Source organism: Motilibacter aurantiacus, from assembly GCF_011250645.1.
GTDB classification, from domain to species: Bacteria; Actinomycetota; Actinomycetes; order Motilibacterales; family Motilibacteraceae; genus Motilibacter_A; species Motilibacter_A aurantiacus.
Genome location: NZ_JAANNO010000005.1, coordinates 316501 through 333854, shown reverse-complemented (window position 1 = coordinate 333854; position 17354 = coordinate 316501). Strand labels below are relative to the sequence as shown.

The 17354-nt window shown below is 74.3% G+C and carries 18 protein-coding genes and 1 tRNA gene; 12 read left to right on the top strand and 7 right to left on the bottom strand.

From position 1 onward, the window contains the following. Nucleotide 1 precedes the first annotated feature (1 nt). The 3 genes from rsmA (at nt 2) to G9H72_RS11760 (ending at nt 3684) form a co-directional block, all read left to right on the top strand. Entirely contained in the window at nt 2-859 is an 858-nt protein-coding gene (gene rsmA / locus G9H72_RS11770; RefSeq protein ID WP_166171156.1) for a 16S rRNA (adenine(1518)-N(6)/adenine(1519)-N(6))-dimethyltransferase RsmA, read from the top strand. Between the two features lie 98 nt (nt 860-957). Then, nucleotides 958-1866, top strand: a complete 909-nt coding sequence (locus G9H72_RS11765; protein ID WP_166171154.1) for a 4-(cytidine 5'-diphospho)-2-C-methyl-D-erythritol kinase — start codon at nt 958-960, stop codon at nt 1864-1866. A gap of 15 nt (nt 1867-1881) precedes the next feature. Beyond that, a complete protein-coding gene (locus tag G9H72_RS11760) occupies nt 1882-3684 on the top strand; it encodes an ABC-F family ATP-binding cassette domain-containing protein (RefSeq protein ID WP_166171152.1) in 1803 nt (600 codons plus the stop codon). Nucleotides 3685-3691: 7 nt separating this feature from the next. On the opposite strand, the gene G9H72_RS11755 is transcribed toward G9H72_RS11760, so the two are convergent. Genes G9H72_RS11755 through G9H72_RS11745 form a run of 3 tightly spaced genes read right to left on the bottom strand, consistent with a single transcriptional unit; the run spans nt 3692 to nt 5902 of the window. After that, nucleotides 3692-4207, bottom strand: a complete 516-nt coding sequence (locus tag G9H72_RS11755) for a MarR family winged helix-turn-helix transcriptional regulator (protein WP_166171150.1) — start codon at nt 4205-4207, stop codon at nt 3692-3694. Beyond that, nucleotides 4204-4884 carry a TetR/AcrR family transcriptional regulator gene (locus G9H72_RS11750; RefSeq protein WP_331272221.1) on the bottom strand — a complete coding sequence of 227 codons (681 nt, stop codon included), beginning with the start codon at nt 4882-4884 and terminating at the stop codon, nt 4204-4206. Before G9H72_RS11750 ends, G9H72_RS11755 begins: the two co-directional genes overlap by 4 nt. A 46-nt stretch (nt 4885-4930) precedes the next feature. Then, nucleotides 4931-5902: an acyl-CoA desaturase gene (locus G9H72_RS11745; RefSeq protein ID WP_331272220.1), complete on the bottom strand. Its 972-nt coding sequence runs from the start codon at nt 5900-5902 to the stop codon at nt 4931-4933. Between the two features lie 157 nt (nt 5903-6059). Between G9H72_RS11745 and G9H72_RS23420 the strand changes: the two genes are divergently transcribed. Further along, nucleotides 6060-6680, top strand: a complete 621-nt coding sequence (locus G9H72_RS23420; RefSeq protein ID WP_166171148.1) for an arsenate reductase/protein-tyrosine-phosphatase family protein — start codon at nt 6060-6062, stop codon at nt 6678-6680. Between the two features lie 4 nt (nt 6681-6684). Here the strand turns inward: G9H72_RS23420 and G9H72_RS11735 are convergent, their stop codons facing one another. Then, a complete protein-coding gene (locus G9H72_RS11735; protein WP_166171145.1) occupies nt 6685-7647 on the bottom strand; it encodes a UDP-glucuronic acid decarboxylase family protein in 963 nt (320 codons plus the stop codon). Between the two features lie 170 nt (nt 7648-7817). Between G9H72_RS11735 and G9H72_RS11730 the strand changes: the two genes are divergently transcribed. From G9H72_RS11730 to G9H72_RS11715, 4 genes are all read left to right on the top strand, one after another. Then, nucleotides 7818-7889: transfer RNA gene (locus G9H72_RS11730), tRNA-Gln, on the top strand. A 274-nt stretch (nt 7890-8163) separates the two neighbouring features. Then, a complete protein-coding gene (glmU, locus tag G9H72_RS11725; protein WP_231126888.1) occupies nt 8164-9594 on the top strand; it encodes a bifunctional UDP-N-acetylglucosamine diphosphorylase/glucosamine-1-phosphate N-acetyltransferase GlmU in 1431 nt (476 codons plus the stop codon). Continuing rightward, a complete protein-coding gene (locus G9H72_RS11720) occupies nt 9591-10568 on the top strand; it encodes a ribose-phosphate diphosphokinase (protein WP_166171141.1) in 978 nt (325 codons plus the stop codon). The genes glmU and G9H72_RS11720 overlap by 4 nt, the downstream gene beginning before the upstream one ends. A gap of 88 nt (nt 10569-10656) precedes the next feature. After that, complete coding sequence (locus G9H72_RS11715; RefSeq protein WP_166171139.1) at nt 10657-10926, top strand: PqqD family protein; 270 nt, start codon at nt 10657-10659, stop codon at nt 10924-10926. Nucleotides 10927-11028: 102 nt separating this feature from the next. Here the strand turns inward: G9H72_RS11715 and G9H72_RS11710 are convergent, their stop codons facing one another. Beyond that, entirely contained in the window at nt 11029-11892 is an 864-nt protein-coding gene (locus G9H72_RS11710; protein WP_166171137.1) for a DUF6065 family protein, read from the bottom strand. A 615-nt stretch (nt 11893-12507) separates the two neighbouring features. Here G9H72_RS11710 and G9H72_RS11705 point away from each other — a divergent pair. From G9H72_RS11705 to G9H72_RS11690, 4 genes are all read left to right on the top strand, one after another. Continuing rightward, entirely contained in the window at nt 12508-12639 is a 132-nt protein-coding gene (locus G9H72_RS11705; RefSeq protein ID WP_166171135.1) for a lasso RiPP family leader peptide-containing protein, read from the top strand. A 48-nt stretch (nt 12640-12687) separates the two neighbouring features. Continuing rightward, a complete protein-coding gene (locus G9H72_RS11700) occupies nt 12688-13941 on the top strand; it encodes an asparagine synthase-related protein (RefSeq protein WP_166171133.1) in 1254 nt (417 codons plus the stop codon). Between the two features lie 35 nt (nt 13942-13976). Beyond that, the gene (locus G9H72_RS11695; RefSeq protein ID WP_331272219.1) at nt 13977-14408 is read left to right on the top strand and encodes a lasso peptide biosynthesis B2 protein; all 432 of its coding nucleotides are present in this window, start codon (nt 13977-13979) and stop codon (nt 14406-14408) included. Between the two features lie 221 nt (nt 14409-14629). Then, complete coding sequence (locus tag G9H72_RS11690; protein ID WP_166171129.1) at nt 14630-14890, top strand: MmpS family transport accessory protein; 261 nt, start codon at nt 14630-14632, stop codon at nt 14888-14890. Between the two features lie 10 nt (nt 14891-14900). Here G9H72_RS11690 and G9H72_RS11685 read toward each other — a convergent pair whose 3' ends face one another. Together G9H72_RS11685 and G9H72_RS11680 are read right to left on the bottom strand one after the other, a co-directional pair. Continuing rightward, a complete protein-coding gene (locus G9H72_RS11685) occupies nt 14901-15692 on the bottom strand; it encodes a glycosyltransferase (RefSeq protein WP_166171127.1) in 792 nt (263 codons plus the stop codon). A 93-nt stretch (nt 15693-15785) separates the two neighbouring features. Next, nucleotides 15786-17342: a lipopolysaccharide biosynthesis protein gene (locus tag G9H72_RS11680; protein WP_166171125.1), complete on the bottom strand. Its 1557-nt coding sequence runs from the start codon at nt 17340-17342 to the stop codon at nt 15786-15788. Between the last annotated feature and the right edge of the window lie 12 nt (nt 17343-17354).

Genomic DNA, 17354 nt, shown 5'->3' with positions numbered 1-17354 from the left:
CGTGAGCTCGCAGCTGCTCGGCCCACGCGAGGTCCGCGCGCTCGCGGCCGACCTCGGCATCCGCCCGACGAAGACGCTGGGGCAGAACTTCGTCATCGACCCCAACACCGTGCGCCGCATCGTGCAGACGGCGCAGGTCGGGCCGGACGACGTGGTGGTCGAGGTCGGCCCGGGGCTCGGCTCGCTCACCCTCGCCCTGCTGCCGGTGGTGCGCCGGGTCGTCGCAGTCGAGATCGACCACGTGCTGGGCGCCCGCCTGCCGATCACCGTCGCCGAGCGCGCGCCCACGCTCGCCGACCGGCTCGAGCTCGTGCTCTCCGACGCGCTGTCGGTGCAGGAGCTCCCGGGGCCGGCTCCGACGGCGCTCGTCGCGAACCTGCCGTACAACGTCTCGGTCCCGGTCCTGCTGCACCTGCTCGAGCGCTTCCCCACGCTGCGCTCGGCGCTGGTGATGGTGCAGTCCGAGGTCGCCGACCGGCTCGCGGCGGCGCCGGGCAGCCGGGTCTACGGCGTCCCCTCGGTCAAGGCGCAGTGGTACGCCGCGGTCTCGCGAGCGGGCGCCGTCGGCCGTGCGGTCTTCTGGCCGGTCCCGAACGTCGACTCCGGCCTGGTCCGGCTCGACCGGCGCGACCCGCCCGCCACCGCGGCGAGCCGACAGGACGTGTTCGCCGTCGTCGACGCCGCGTTCGCCCAGCGCCGCAAGGGGCTGCGGGCCGCGCTGGCCGGGTGGGCGGGCTCACCGGACGCGGCCGAGCAGGCGCTGCGCGCAGCGGGCATCGACCCGCTCGCCCGCGGCGAGTCGCTGACCGTGCACGACTTCGCCCGGCTGGCGGAAGCCCGTCCGTCGCGCCCGGCCTGACGCGCACAGCGGGGACGCCGTCACGGTCGCCTACCATCGAGCCGGCAGGCCGAGGCCCCGTCCGGGGGCCGGCCGAGCACGACAGGGAGGACCGCGGCATGGGGCGCGTGCGCGTACGCGTTCCGGCGAAGGTCAACCTGCAGCTGGCGGTCGGGCCGCTGCGCCCCGACGGCTTCCACGACGTCGTCACCGTCTACTCGGCCGTCTCGCTCCACGACCAGGTCACGGTCGAGACGTCCGACCGGCTCGAGATGGTCGTGACCGGGGAGCAGGCCGCGGGGGTCCCCGCCGACGCCACCAACCTCGCGGCCCGCGCGGCCGAGCTCGTCGCTGCCCGGGCGGGCGTGGAGCCGCGCGTGCGGATCACGCTGGACAAGGGCATCCCCGTCGCGGGCGGCATGGCCGGCGGTAGTGCCGACGCGGCCGGGGCGCTGCTCGCCTGCGCGACGCTCTGGGACGTCCCGCTGGACGCCGGGCAGCTGCAGCTGCTCGCAGCGCAGCTCGGCAGCGACGTCCCCTTCGCCCTCGTCGGCGGCACCGCCGTGGGCCGCGGGCGCGGGGAGCGGCTGACGGCGGTGCCCGCGCAGGGCCGGCAGACCTGGGTCTTCGCGCTGGCCGACGGCGGGCTGTCCACCCCGGCGGTGTACGCCGAGTGCGACCGGCTGCGAGAGGGGCAGGGCGTCGGGGCGCCGGAAGCGTCGACGGGCGTGCTGGAGGCGCTGGCCTCCGGCGACCCGGCGGCCCTGGGCGCGGCCCTCGCCAACGACCTGCAGCCGGCCGCGTGCACCCTGCGCCCCGGGCTGGTGGACGTGCTGGCGGCCGGGCGCGGCCTCGCGCTCGGGGCCCTCGTGTCCGGCAGCGGCCCCACCTGCGCCTTCCTCGCCTCCGACGACGCGGCGGCCCGCGCGCTGGCCCGACGGCTCGCGACGGTCGCCGGCGTGCGTGAGGCCCGCGTCGCCACCGGCCCCGTCGACGGCGCACGCGTCGTGTCCTCCGACCCGAGCTAGGAACGAGCACGAGCCATGGTCGCCACCCTCGCCGCCCTCGAAGCGGTCTCCAAGTCCTGGGGCACCCGGGCCGTCCTCGACGACGTCACGATCGGCCTGACCGAGGGCGCCCGTGTCGGCGTCGTCGGGCGCAACGGCGGCGGCAAGACCACGCTGCTGGAGATGTTCGGCCGTCGCGTCGAGCCGGACTCCGGCCGGGTCGTGCACGTGGGCGGGCTGCGCGTCGGCCTGCTCACCCAGGCCGACGACCTGCCGCCGGGGGTGCCCATCCGCACTCTCGTCGTCGGTGACCTGCCCGAGCACGCCTGGGCCGGCGACCCCCGGGCACGTGACGTCCTCGACGGCCTGTTCGGAGGCGTGGCCGCCTTCGCGGCGCTCGACCGCGACTCCTCCGGCCTGTCCGGCGGCGAGCGGCGCCGCGTCGCCCTCGCCCGGCTGCTGCTCGGCGACGACGACCTGCTGCTGCTCGACGAGCCGACCAACCACCTCGACGTGGAGGGCGTGGCCTGGCTCGCCCGCCATCTGGCCGCCCGCCGCGGGGCGTTCGCCGTGGTCACCCACGACCGCTGGTTCCTCGACGCCGTCTGCGACCGCACCTGGGAGGTCAACGACGGGCGCATCCACGAGTACGAGGGCGGCTACTCGGCGTACGTCCTCGCCCGCGCGGAGCGCGCCCGCGTCGCCGCGGGCGAGGAGGCCAAGCGGCAGAACCTGCTCCGCAAGGAGCTGGCCTGGCTGCGCCGGGGCGCGCCCGCGCGTACCAGCAAGCCCAAGTTCCGCATCGCCGCCGCGGACGCGCTGATCGCCGACGAGCCCCCGCCGCGCGACGAGGTCGAGCTCGTCGCGTTCGCGAGCGCCCGCCTCGGCAAGAGCGTCGTCGACCTCGAGGACGCCACCGTCACCGTGCCGGCTCCCGACGGGGGCAGCCGCACCCTGCTGGACAAGGTCACCTGGCGGCTCGGGCCGGGCGACCGGGTGGGCATCGTCGGCGTGAACGGCGCCGGCAAGACGACGCTGCTGCGGGTCATCGCCCGGGAGCACGCGCTCGCGGCCGGCCGCCTGGAGGTCGGGAAGACCGTACGGCTCGCCTACCTCTCCCAGGCCGCCGCCGAGCTGCCCGAGGGCCTCCGGGTGATCGAGGCGGTCGAGGAGGTCAAGCCCGTCGTCGACCTGGGCCGCGGGCGCGAGCAGAGCGCAGCCCAGCTGCTCGAGCGGCTCGGGTTCGGCCGCGACCGGCAGTGGACCCGGGTCGCGGACCTGTCCGGCGGCGAGCGCCGACGGCTGCAGCTGCTCCGGCTGCTCATGACCGAGCCCAACGTGCTGCTGCTCGACGAGCCCACCAACGACCTCGACACCGACACGCTGTCCGGCCTGGAGGACCTGCTCGACGGCTTCGACGGCACGCTCGTCGCGGTCAGCCACGACCGGTACTTCCTCGAGCGCGTCTGCGGCTCGGTGTGGGCGCTGCTCGGGGACGCCCGCATCCGGCACCTGCCGGGGGGCGTGGACGAGTACCTCGAGCGCCGCCAGGCGTTCGAGGCGGCCCTCGATGCCGCCGCCGCCCCCGCTGCCCGGGCGACCGCCGCGGCCGGGACGTCGGCCCCCAGCGGCGCCGAGAACCGGGCGGCCCGCAAGGAGGTCACCCGCATCGAGCGCCGCCTGGACCGGCTGGCCCAGCGCGAGCAGGAGCTGCACACCCTGCTCGCGGCCGCAGCGACCGACCACGCGCAGCTGCAGAGACTGGACGGCGAGCTGCGCGAGGTGCTCGCCGAGCGCGCCGAGCTCGAGGAGCGGTGGCTGGAGCTGTCGGTCGAGTGAGGGCGCGCTAGGGGCGTACGCGCTCGTCGAGCGGCGCGACCAGCAGGCGCAGCAGCCCGGCGAGCTCGTCACGCTGGCCGGGCGACAGCGGGTCGAGCAGCGCCCGCTCGCTCGCGAGCAGCCCCGACATGGCGCGGTCGACCCGGTCCCCGCCCTCCGGGGTCAGCTGCACCCGCACCGCTCGGCCGTCCTGCGGGTCGGGCAGCCGGCGCAGCAGCCCCTTGCCCTCGAGCCGGTCCAGCCGGTTCGTCATGGTCCCGGAGGTCACCAGCGCCTGCGTGGTGAGCTGGCCGGGGGAGAGCTCGTACGGGCTCCCGGCCCGGCGCAGCGCCGCGAGCACGTCGAACTCCCACGGCTCCAGGCCGGTGCGGGCGAACGCGTCGCGGCGCTCCCGGTCCAGGTGGCGGGCCAGCCGTGTGACCCGGCTCAGCACCTGCAACGGCGCGAGGTCCAGGTCCGGCCGCTCGCGGCGCCACGCCTGCGCGATGCGGTCGACCTCGTCCTGCTCGGCGGCTGCGCTCACCGCGAGATCAGCGTGGGCTTGGCCTCGAGGTTCTTCAGCCCGTTCCACGCCAGGTTGACCAGGTGCGCGGCGACGTCGGCCTTGCGCGGGCGCCGGGCGTCCAGCCACCACTGGCCGGTCAGCGCCACCATGCCGACGAGCATCTGGGCGTACAGCGGGGCGACCTTCGCGTCCATCCCGCGCTTCTTGAACTCGGCGATGAGGATGTGCTCGACCTGCGTCCCCACGTCGCTCATGATCGTGGCGAAGGTGCCCCCGCCGGACGAGGCCACCGGGGAGTCGCGGACGAGGATGCGGAAGCCGTCGCTGGAGGACTCGATGTAGTCCAGCAGGGCCAGCGCCGCCTGCTCCAGCAGCTCCCGCGAGCGCTCGGTCGCGGTGAGCGTGCCGGTGATCGACCCCAGCAGCCGCTCGACCTCGCGGTCGACGACCACGGCGTACAGGCCTTCCTTGCCCCCGAAGTGCTCGTAGACGACCGGCTTGGAGACCCCCGCCTTGGCGGCGATCTCCTCGACCGACGTGCCCTCGAACCCCTTCTCGGCGAACAGCGAGCGCCCCACGTCGAGCAGCTGCTCGCGGCGCTCCTTGCCCGTCATGCGCACGCGGGCGCTCGCGCTCTTGCGCGTGGTGGAGCCGCTACGGGAGGACCGACGGGCGGGCGGCGAGGCGTCGGTCACCGGCACATCGTGCCAGCATCCGGGCGCCCCGCCGCGCGAGGCTCGCTCAGGCCGCCGAGGTGCGCCGGGCGTCGAGCCGCTCGGTGACCGGCCAGCGCACCGAGTAGGCCCAGCCGAGGCGCTCGAACAGCCAGATCGTGCGGGCGGTGATGTCGATCTGCCCGCGGTTGACGCCGTGCCGGGCACACGTCGGGTCCGCGTGGTGCAGGTTGTGCCAGGACTCGCCGAGGGACGGGATCGCCAGCCACCACACGTTGCCGGAGCGGTCGCGGCTCTTGAACTCGTGCTCGCCGATCGCGTGGCAGATCGAGTTGATCGACCAGGTGACGTGGTGCAGCGCCGCGACGCGGACCAGGCTGCCCCAGAAGAAGGCCGTCACCGCGCCCTGCCACGACCAGGTCAGCAGCCCGCCGAGCAGCGCCGGCACCAGCAGCGACGCCAGCACGATGTAGGGGAAGGCGCGCGAGACCCGCGCGATGTCCTTGTCCTTGAGCAGGTCGGGGGCGTACTGGCGCTGGTTGGTCTGCTCGACGTCGAAGAGCCACCCCATGTGCGCGAACCAGAGGCCCTTGAGCAGCGCCGGGAACGTCTCGCCGTAGCGCCACGGCGAGTGCGGGTCGCCGTCCTTGTCCGAGAACTTGTGGTGCTTGCGGTGGTCGGCGACCCAGCGGATGACCGGGCCCTCGACCGCGAGGCTGCCGGCGACGGCGAGCGCGATCCGCAGCGGCCGCTTCGCCTTGAAGGCGCCGTGGGTGAAGTAGCGGTGGAAGCCGCCCGTGATGCCGAAGCCGGAGATGAAGTACATGACCAGCGCGATCACGACATCGGACCAGCCCAGGCCCCAGCCCCAGGCCACGGGGACGGCCGCGACGATGGCGACGAAGGGGATCGCGATGAAGAGCGCGAGGGCGATCTGCTCGCCCATGCCCTTGCGGTCGTCGCCGTGGAAGAGCTCGGGGACGTCGCTGCCGGAGGTCGGCGCCGTTGTCGGCCGGTCCACAGCGGGAGTAGCGGTCACAGGGTCTCCTTGCACAGTGGGGGCGGGACGCGCGCAGAACCGGGATCGAACGGGACGTACCCCGGCTACGCCAGCGTAACCTACGGTCGCGTAGGAGCGCTTCCCTCGCGGGCCGTCGGAGGCATGGGAGCGGGCGGGCGCGGCTATCCTCCCCGGCGTGACGCAGGGGACGACCGAGCCCGGCGAGGTCGCCGGGCGCCCGGCTCTTCGTGTCCTCTTCGTCTGCACCGGCAACGTCTGCCGGTCCCCGGCCGCTGCGGCGCTCGCCCGCCGGCTGGGCGGCGACCGGGTCGAGCTGCTGGCCGAGAGCGCCGGGACCTCCCCGTTGACCGGGCACCCGATCGAGGCGGACACCGCGGCCGCGCTGCACGCGCGGGGGATCGACGCCTCCGCCCACCGGGGCCGGCCCATCACCCGCGGCCTCGTCGCGGCGGCCGACCTGGTGCTGACCATGACCCGCGAGCAGCGCTCGCAGGCCGTCGCGCTCTGCCCGCCCGCGCTGCGGCGCAGCTTCACGGTGCGCGAGCTGCGCCGGCTCGTGGACCGGGCCGAGGCCGAGGGGTCCTCCCGCCCGGCGGGTGACGCCTGCAGCGCGGCCGAGTGGGTCGCGTCCGTCGGCCGGTGGCGCGGCCTGGCCACGCCGGGGGATGACGACGTCCCCGACCCGTTCGGGCGCCCCGCGGCCGTGCACGAGCAGGTGGTGGGCCTGCTCGCCGAGAACCTGGCCGTCGTCGTCCCGGCGGCCGTGCGCGCCCTCGCCGGCGACGCGCGCGGCTAGGGCCTCAGGCGCCCGCGGCGCTGGCCGCCAGCACCTCGTCGTGGGCGCGGAACCACTCGATCGTCTGGCGCAGGCCCTCCTCGATGGGCACCCGGGGCTCCCAGTCGAGGGCCTGGCGCGCGAGGGTGATGTCGGGCTGGCGCACGCTGGGGTCGTCCTGCGGGCGCGGCACGAACTCGATCTCCGAGCTCGAGCCGGTGAGGTCGCGGATCCAGCGGGCGAGGTCGAGCATGCTCAGCTCGTGCGGGTTGCCCACGTTGACCGGCCCCTCCAGCCCGCTGCGCACCAGCCGCAGGATGCCCTCGATGAGGTCGTCGACGTAGATGATCGACCTGGTCTGCGAGCCGTCGCCGGCGACCGTGAGGGGCTCGCCGAGCAGGGCCTGGCGGATGAAGGTCGGGATCGCGCGGCCGTCGTTGGGGCGCATGCGCGGGCCGAAGGTGTTGAAGATGCGCACGATGCCCGTGTCCACGCCGTGCGTGCGCCGGTACGCCATGGTGAGCGCCTCGCCGAAGCGCTTGGCCTCGTCGTAGACCCCGCGCGGGCCGACCGGGTTGACGTGGCCCCAGTAGGTCTCCGGCTGCGGGTGGACCTGCGGGTCGCCATAGGTCTCGGAGGTGGAGGCCAGCAGGAAGCGCGACCCCTTCTCGCGGGCCAGGCCGAGAGCGTGCAGCGTCCCGATCGAGCCGACCTTCATCGTCTCGATCGGCAGCTGGAGGTAGTCGATCGGGGACGCGGGCGAGGCGAAGTGGAGCACGGTGTCGACGGGCCCGGGGACGTGGATGTAGTCGGTGACGTCGGCGCGCACGAGCCGGAACCCCGGGCGCTCGAGCAGGTGCGCCACGTTGGCCGGCGTGCCGGTGACGAAGTTGTCGAGGCAGAGCACCTCCTCGCCGTCGGCCAGGAGCCGCTCGCACAGGTGCGACCCGAGAAAGCCTGCGCCACCGGTGACAACCGTCCGTGCCACGTCACGTCCCCCACTGCGATCGCCTCGGGCACGCGAGCGTCCCCATGTCGGGGAGGATCCTAGGGCTTCGCCCGGTGCGGCGGGCCCTGCTCGCCCCGGCCGGCAGCGCCGGGCAGCCCTGCCGGGCCGGGCCCGGGTGGCAGACTGGCGCCGCCCCCGCCCCGGGGCGTTCCGCCGTGGTGTAACGGCAGCACGCAGGCCTTTGGAGCCTTGCAGTCTTGGTTCGAATCCAAGCGGCGGAGCAGCGGCCCCTCGGCGCGCCGGTAGGCTCGTAGGGTCGTCCGCCCGCCGTGTGCCGGGCCTCCGGCCCCCCGGCGGAGTCGACACAGTCCAGCGGCAGTGCGGCGGCAGCGGCGCTCCGCAGCACGTACGAGCGCAGGAGCGCGTGTGAGCCTCGCCCCGTCCACTCCTCCTCCCTCCCGAGCCGGCGCTCCCGGCCCCTCCGGCCCTTCCGGTCAGGCTGCGCAGGCCCGGGTCGACGCGGTGGTCGTCCTGGCGGCCGGCGAGGGCACGCGCATGCGGTCGCGCACTCCCAAGGTGCTGCACGCCGCCGCCGGGCGCAGCCTGCTCGGCCACGTCCTGACCTCGGTGCGCGAGATCTCCCCGGCGCGCGTCGTCGTGGTCGTGGGGGCGGGGCGGGACAAGGTCGTGGCCCACCTGGCCGAGACCGCGCCCGAGGCGCTGCCCGTCGTCCAGGAGCGGCAGGGCGGCACCGGCCACGCGGTCCGCACCGCCCTCGAGGCGCTCCCCGACCTCACCGGCACGGTCGTGGTCACGGCCGGGGACACCCCGCTGCTGTCGCCGGCCACGCTGCAGGCGCTCGTCGGGACGCACGCCGCCACCGGTGCGGCCGCCACGGTCCTCACCGCGCTGCTCGACGACCCCACCGGCTACGGCCGGGTGCTGCGTGACCCGGCGGGCAACGTCGCCGCGATCGTCGAGCACCGGGACGCGACGCCCGAGGAGCTCGCGGTCCACGAGATCAACAGCGGCATCTACGCCTTCGCCGCCGACCACCTGCGGTCAGCGCTCGCGCAGCTCACCACCGACAACGCGCAGGGCGAGGAGTACCTCACCGACGTGCTCGCCATCCTGCGCGAGCAGGCCCGACCGGTCGCGGCCGTCGTGGCCCCCGACGCGCTCGACGTCGCCGGCGTGAACGACCGCTCCCAGCTCGCCCTCGCCGGGGCGGCGCTGCGCGACCGCCTGCTGCTGCGGTGGATGCGCGCCGGGGTCACGGTCGTCGACCCGCTCACGACCTGGGTGGACGCGGACGTCGAGCTGGCCCCTGACGTCACGCTGCTGCCCGGCGTACGCCTGCACGGGCGCACCTCGGTCGCCGCGGGCGCCGTCGTCGGCCCGGACACGACGCTGGTCGACACCGAGGTCGGGGCCGACGCGGTCGTGCGCAGCTCCACCTGCGAGGGGGCACGCATCGGGGAGCGGGCGACCGTCGGGCCCTACACGTTCCTCCGCCCGGGCACCGTTCTCGGGGCCGGGGCGAAGGCCGGCGGCTTCGTGGAGATGAAGAACGCGGTCCTCGGGCAGGAGGCCAAGGTGCCGCACCTGTCCTACGTCGGCGACGCCGAGGTCGGCGACGGGACCAACGTCGGCGCGGCGACGATCTTCGCCAACTACGACGGGGTCGCCAAGCACCGCACGACCGTCGGCGCGCACGTGCGCATCGGCAGCGACACGGTCCTGGTCGCGCCGGTCACGGTGGGGGACGGGGCGTACACCGCGGCCGGGTCCGTCGTCACCGACGACGTGCCGCCCGGCGCGCTGGCCATCGGGCGCAGCCGGCAGGGCACGGTCGACGGATGGGTCGAACGCCGGCGGTCGGGCACATCGAGTGCGCAGGCCGCGCAGGAGGCCCGGAGGGCCGCGCCCGACGGCGGGGGCGGGAACGACGGCGACGGAATCGACAGCGAGGGAGTGGGCCGATGAGCGGGATGACCGCCAAGGGCGAGAAGCGGCTGATGCTGTTCACGGGCCGCGCCCACCCGGAGCTCGCGACGGCCGTGGCCCGCGAGCTCGAGGTCGACATCGTGCCGACCTCGGCGTACGACTTCGCGAACGGCGAGATCTTCGTGCGGTTCGAGGAGTCCGTGCGTGGCAGCGACGCCTTCGTCATGCAGAGCCACACCGCGCCGCTCAACCAGTGGATCATGGAACAGCTGATCATGGTCGACGCGCTGAAGCGGGCGTCGGCCAAGCGCATCACCGTGGTCATGCCGTTCTACGGCTACGCCCGCCAGGACAAGAAGCACCGCGGCCGCGAGCCGATCTCCGCGCGGCTCATGGCCGACCTGTTCAAGACCGCGGGCGCCGACCGCCTCATCGTCGTGGACCTGCACACGGCGCAGATCCAGGGCTTCTTCGACGGCCCGGTCGACCACCTGTTCGCCCTGCCCGTCCTCGCCCAGCACGTCGGCGCGCGGCTCGACCGCAGCCGGCTGACGGTCGTCAGCCCCGACGCCGGCCGGGTGCGGGTCGCCGAGCGCTGGACCGACACGCTGAACGCGCCGCTGGCGATCATCCACAAGCGGCGCGACCCCCGGGTCGCCAACCAGGTCAAGGTCCACGAGGTCGTCGGCTCCGTCGAGGGCCGGGTGTGCGTGCTCGTCGACGACATGATCGACACCGGCGGCACGATCACCAAGGCCGCCGACGCGCTGTTCGAGAACGGCGCGGCCGAGGTCATCGTCGTCGCGACCCACGGTGTGTTCTCCGACCCCGCGGTCGACCGGCTGAAGAACAGCCGCATCACCGAGGTCGTCGTGACGGACACCCTGCCGATCGCGCAGGAGCGCCGGTTCGACAAGCTGACCGTGCTCCCGATCGCGCCGCTGATCGCGCGCGCGATCCGCGAGGTCTTCCACGACGGCTCCGTGACCAGCCTGTTCGGCGGGGACGCCTGACGTCCGCCGTTCGGGCGCAAGTGACACGTTCCGCCCGCACGGGCGGGCACCGGACCGTAAGGTCGTAGCCACACCGAAGGGGGGCCACATGCGCATCCGATCCGAAGGCCTGGCCGCGCGCTCGTTCGACGCCGAGACGGTCGTCCTCGACCTGGAGAAGTCGCAGTACCTCACCCTGAACGAGACGGGGTCGCTCCTCTACGAGCTGCTGCGGCAGGAGCGGACGATGGACGAGCTGGTGGACGCCGTCGTCGCGGAGTACAGCGTCGACCGCGCGACCGCGCTGCGCGACGTCGAGGCGTTCGTGGCGGCACTGCGTGAGCACGGGCTGCTCACCGAGAGCGACGTCCTCGCCTGAGGCCCACGGCGACAGTGACGGCGAGGCCCGTGGGGGTTCCCACGGGCCTCGCCGCATCTCGGGCCTGTGCCCGGCCTTCCTGTGCCCGGCCGTGCAGTGCGCTCAGTAGCCGCCGGCCAGCGGGCCCGGCCCGCCGTCGGATGCGGCGCCCTCCCACTCGCGGAACGCCTGCAGCCGCAACTGGGTCTCGTGCTCGGGCGCGGGCGCGCCGTCGGGGAACTGCCCCTTGAAGTACTTGAGGCTCAGCGGGGCCGGCTCGGCGAAGCCGTGCTCGGCGAGGAAGTTGGTCTGGCGCGCGGCCTGCCGGTCGGCGTGGAAGCGCTCTGCGCCGGCCCGCGAGAACGGGTCCTCGTCCAACGGCACCCAGTGGGGGTCCAACGCGGCGAGGGCGCCACGCTGCTGCGGCACGAGCAGGGCGATGGGCTCGCCCTCCTCGAACCGCACCGGGTGGTGCGGGCGCGTGATCTTCCAGTTCATCGTGAACGTGACCACGGCCCAGTCGGTCTCGACGAGCCCCTCCAGAGCGCTGATGCCGTCCTTGGGCCGGTTGGCCGGGCCACGGACGAGAAGGTTCCAGCCCGGAGCCGTCCGGAAGAGCACCGGGATGGCGAAGCTGACGACCCCGGCGCCGAAGGCGCTGTGCGCGATCGAGCCCCGGGGGCCTGCGTCCGCGGTGATGGCGACGTTGCCGGCGGAGTCCTCGCCGTTCCACTCCACCGTGACCCCGGCCGGGTTGAGCACCTCCCAGCCCTGCTCGTTGGCCAGCAGCAACGGCAGGCAGTGCTTGCCCGCGCGGGCGTGGCCGACGTCGAGCCAGGCCCGCTTGCGGGCAGCGGGGACCACCTGGGGCCGGACCTGCGCGGGGCCGCCGTAGTAGCCGACCAGCCCGTTGGGCGGGACGGCGCGCGCCTGCTGCCGGTCCGAGGCCTGCGGGTCGGTCGCTTCTGTGCCGTCGTTCTGGGACATCACGGGCCTCTCGCGTTCGATCACTGCGGCACGTGAGCAATACCACTCCACCGCGCCGCGCCTGCTGGATGTCGGAGATCTCCCCTTGTTCACGGGGTCATCGGACACTCAACGTCACATACCAGCACCCGAAGTGACAATGACTCGGCCGCCCGTGTCGATCAGGTGAACTCCGCGTCTATCACCTTGATGGCTGTCGGTCACCTCCCCTACGGTGTGTGGTGTTGCATCCATCTCATCAACGGAAGGGGGGCCAGATGCGCGACTACTCTGCACCGCAGCTGACCATCGTGGGGTCGCTCGAGCGCCTCACGGCACAGTCCACGTCGGGTACGCGAACGGACGTTCCGATCGGTACGCCGATCCCGCCGAACTTCGCTCTTTTCTCCTGACACGGCCAGAAGGGCTGCTCGACTCGCGTCGGGCAGCCCTTCTGCATGTCCGGAGGAGCTGTAGCCGAGCCCGCGGGGAGGAGCACGGCCAGGCCGGCCGGCGCAGGAGCAGGACGGCAACCGGGTGACGGAGCGCGCGCCCGGCTGTGCAGCTCGATGACAGCTGCTTCCCTGCACTGAGCGCGGCGGCCGGTCCCCGCGCCCGGACGTCGGAGGCACCCGCATGAAGGACTACGTCGTTCCCCGGCTCACCGTCGTGGGGTCGCTCGAGGAGCTCACCGCGCGCTCGAACGCCGGGACGAGCAGCGACATGCCGCTCGCGTGGCGAGGCACGACGTTCACCGCCTTTTCCTGAGGAGGTGAGCGTCCCGCTCGTTATGCTCGCCACCTGGGAGGGGATCAGATGACGCACGCGCAGGAGCTGGGCACGGTCGTGCCGCAGTCGTGGGAGGACGTCGCTCTTCGCCGTGCTCTTGCCCCGGACGGCTTCTACCGGATGACCCCTTTCGAGGTGGCCGCCGGCTGGATCCCCGGGTTCGACGAGCTCACCCCTTGGCCGGTGGAGGTCGACCCCGGCCCGGCCCGGGAGGCGTTCGAGCGGGCGGTGCTGCGCGCGCTGCTGCGCCCGCCGTGTGTCATCGCCTTCTCCGGAGGCCGGGACTCCAGCGCCATCCTCGCCGTCGCGGTCCACGTCGCCGACCGGGAGGGGCTGCCGCGCCCCATCGCCGCCACCCACGACTTCACCGGCCGGGGCAACGCGGACGAGACGCGCTGGCAGGAGCTGCTCATCAAGGACCTGGGCATCACCGACTGGGTGCGCATCCCCGACACCGGCAGCTTCGACGTGCTGGGTGAGCGTGCGCTCAACGTGTTACGGACGCACGGCCTGGTGTGGCCGCCGCTCGGACACAGCCACGCCCCCCTGTGGGAGCTCGCCCGCGGCGGCAGCTTCATGACCGGGGAGGGCGGCGACGAGGTGATGATGGAGCGCCGAGTCAGCGTCTTCACCGGCACCTGGCAGCGCCGGCCACGGCCGTCCCGCCGGCTGCTCACGGCGATGCTCGACAACGGGGCTCCGCGCCCGGTGCGCCGCGTGCGGACCCGCCGGTTCGTCGAGTCGCACGACCAGCACCCGTGGATGCTGCCCGGCCCCCGCGAGGAGTACTACCGCCAGCTCACCACCGACCGGCTGAACGAGCCGTTCCGGTGGTCGGACTCGGTCCGCCGGGCCCCGGCCCGCCGTGCGGTGCTGCGCTACCTGTCGAACGTCAACAAGGTCGCGGGCGCCCTAGACGTCGAGTGTCACTACCCCTTCCTCGACCGCGCGTTCTGCGAGGCTTGGGCCCGCGAATGCGGTACCTGGGGCTTCGCGACCCGGCGCGAGTCGACCGACAAGCTCTTCGGGGACGTCCTGCACGCCGAGGTCGTGGCGCGGCGCGGCAAGGCGGCGTTCAACGAGGTCGCGGTCGACGAGCTGTCCCGCGACTTCGCCCGGGCCTGGTCGGGTGCGGGCGCCGACCCCGACCTCGTCGACGTCGAGGTCCTGCGCCGCATCTGGCTGGAGCCCGACGCCTACGCCTCGACGATGTCGATGCTGCACGCGGCGTGGCTGGCCGAGAACGGCCTGCCCCAGGTCCCGGAGCAACCGCAGCCGTGACGGCCGGGTCGTCGGCGGCTCTGCCTCGTCGCCTGGTGCGCAAGGGGCGGGCAGTCGCCCACCGCGGGCGAGAGGTGCTGACGGTGCTGGTGCTGGCGGCACGTGTCGAGCGGGACGTGCGGCGGCTCCCGCTGCCCGCGCTCGCGGCGCGCTACGGGCTGCGGCTGGCTGCCGAGCCTCCCGGCGAGCCGCCGGACACGCTGCTCCCGCGGTGGGCGGGGGACCGCGTACGCACCGTCTGGCAGGTCATGAGGGTCTGGCCGAGCGCCCGGGAGCGGCTCTGCCTGCGGCGCAGCCTGGTGCTCGGGGCCCGGCTTCGCGAGCTCGAGCCCGACCTGGTCGTCGGCATCGACCCCGACAGCGTGGCGGCGGGTCAACAGCTGGCCGCGCACGCGTGGGTGGTCGTGGGCGGGCACTCGCTCGACAGCACGGCCCGGCGCTACGTCCCGTTGCAGGCGGGGAGTTGAGGCGTCCCGGCAGGGGGACCGGCCTCGTGGGGGCGGCCGTGGCCGTGCTGGCGGCGTGCTCCGACGGCGGCGCTGCTCCCACCGGGTTGGCGGCCGTGCCTTCCGGCACGCCCGGGGCGGTCGCGAGCTCGGCACCTGCGGGGAGCTCGGCGACCACAGGGAGCCCGACGCCCCCGACGAGCTCGGCGCCTGCTGCCGCGGCCCCGTCCGACGCCGAGCACGTGATCGGCTACGAGGTCACCGGCAGCGGCACCGTGGACATCGAGTACGCGCTCGACGCGGCCGGCACGATCGTCCAGGTCCAGGCCGCCGCACCGTGGTCTCGGACGCTGACCCTGCGCGGGGCGTCGGCCCTGGCTCTGGTACGGGCGCGCGGCACGACGGGGGGCAGCGTCTCCTGCCGGCTGACGGTCGACGGAGTCGAGGTCGCCTCCGACACCGCCGCGGCGCAACAGACGGCGTCCTGTGCGGCGAGCGGCTGAGCCGCCGACCCTAGGCGCCCCAGGACGCGACGCGCAGGGTGGACGGCCGCTTCTGCCACTCCTGGTAGCGGTTGGCCGGCGACCGCACCGCGCGGCTCGCGAGCCGGTGGGCGAAGAGGTTGCGCGCATTGCGCCGGCGGACGTCGGCGGCTTCGCGGCCGGACGCCTCGAAGGCTGCCACCGTGGTCGACCCCTCGTGCCAGCGGAAGGCGGCCAACGTCCGGGGCACGTAGCGCAGCGGCCCGGCCGTGCGCAGGCGCAGGAACAGGTCGAGGTCCATCGCGTACTTCAGCGTCTCGTCGAGGTAGCCGACCCTGCGCACGGCGGCGGCGCGCTGCAGCGACCCCGGCTGCGGCACGAGGTTCGGCCCCACGCCCAACAGGTGGGCGCCGATCCGGCCGGGGGTGGCGACGAACAGCGCCGAGTCCTCGGCGTCCACGAACGCGCACGGGCCGTACGCCATGGAGGCCCGTGGCGCCGACCGCAGCGCCGCGGTGGTCGCGCTCAGGCTGCCTGGGGCGAGCAGGTCGTCGTCGCCGAGCCAGGCCCAGTAGTCGGCCTCGTCGCCGAACCGCTGCCAGCCCTGGTTGATGGCGGCCGAGATCCCGCGCCCGGACTCCGGCACGACGCTGGCCCCGAGCCGGCTGCCCAGCTCCTGCACGGCGTCGGATGGGCTCGACACCACCACGCACCGGACGTCCACCCCGGACTGGCTGGTGACCGAGCGCAGGCAGGCGGCCAGGTAGTCCAGCCGCTCCCCGCGGGTGGGGACGACGACCAGCACGCGCTCCCGAGCGGTCACTGCGCGCCCCGGCCCGCGTCGCGCGATGTCGGCCCGGCCGGCACGTCGCCTCCCACTGCTCGCCTCGTCTGCCCTGCGCTGTCCCGACGGACCCTAACGGAGCGAGCCCGCCGGTGAGTCGATCTCCCCTGCGGTCCGGCCCGCCTCGCCCGTCAGCGGCATCCAGGTGGCGCCGCGACGGGCGAGCGGCCGCACGCGCCCGGGAAGCGCGTCGACGAGGCGCGTGACGTCGGCCGCGAACAGCACCGGCGACCAGCGCAGCAGCGCTGCGGTCACGACGAGGGCGGCGACGCCGCTCACGGCCATGCGCGCGTACGTCCCGTCGACGAGGGTGAGCACCAGCCAGGCCGGCACCGCGGCGGCCACGAGCGCGAGCGAGACCCAGGTCAGGTGGCGGTTGAGCATGGCCCGGACGCCCGCGTCGCGCCGCCCGAAGGCGACGAGCGTCAGCAGGAGGGCCAGGCTGCCCGCGAGCTTGGCGATGATCGCCCCGGGGAAGCCGAAGGCCGGGATCAGCGCGAAGGACAGCCCGACGTTCAGCACGAGTCCCAGCACCGAGCCGACCGTCGTCGGGAGCGTCGTCCGCGTCGCGTAGTAGTACGAGTAGAGCGGGTGCAGCGCGCTGCCGAGCAGCGCCCCGAGGGTGAGCAGGCCGAAGCCGATCTCCTCGCCGCGGTACTCGCTGCCGGACACCGGGAGCGCGACGAACACGGAGACGGCGAGCAGCACGGGGGAGAAGCTCAGGATGAGGGCGGTGGTGAGCCGGAACCCGGCCGCGGTGGCCCGCCGCAGCGCCTCGAGGGACTGGCCGCGCCGGATGGCGAGTCCGGTGCTCAGGGGCGCGTAGAGCGCGTCGATGGCGATCGTCACCCGCGAGGTGGCGCTCAGGCCCAGGGCGAAGGCGCCGCGCTCCACCTTCTGCTCCGGGGTGAAGAAGAGCAGCTCGGTGCGCTGCCCGACCAGGTCGGCGATCTGGGTGTTGAACCAGGCGGTCAGCGAGAAGGTGACGTCCTTCCTGCTCAGCCGGGGTACCGCGGGCCGCAGGTAGGTACCGGGGAACGCGCCTCGACGCCCGGCGACGAGCAGCAGCAGGGTCGGGACCGCGGTCGCCAGCGTCTGGGTGGCGAAGACCCAGTCCGCCGACGGGTTCTCCGAGGCGACGACGAGCGCGGCGGCCACCCCGACCACGGTGCCCACGAAGCGCGTCAGCACCAGGGAGTAGAGCCGCAGGCTGACGCTCAGGGCGGTGGAGACACCGGTCACCAGGGCGGTGATCAGAACGCTGCCGGCGAACAGCGTCGCCGGCCCGGGCGGGAGCACGACGAAGCCGATCGCGACCGTGATCGCGCCCTTGGCCAGGCCCCAGCCCTGCAGCATCGCGACGTAGCGGGCGAGCAGCGGGGCGTCCTCGGCCCCGACGGCCAGTGCGGACTTGCGCTGCAGCGCGTCGGTCACGCCGAGGTCCAGCAGGCTCGGGACGAGGGCCAGGATGAGGGTGAAGATGGCGAAGGAGCCGAACTCCGCCGGGCCCAGCCAGCGCGCGAGGAGCAGCGTGCTCACGATGCTGACCGGCACCGTGATCACGGTCGCGAGCATGGTGACCAGCGACCCCCGCAGCAGCGCCGTCGCGTGTCTTGGCTCCTGGCTCACCGTCGTCCGCAC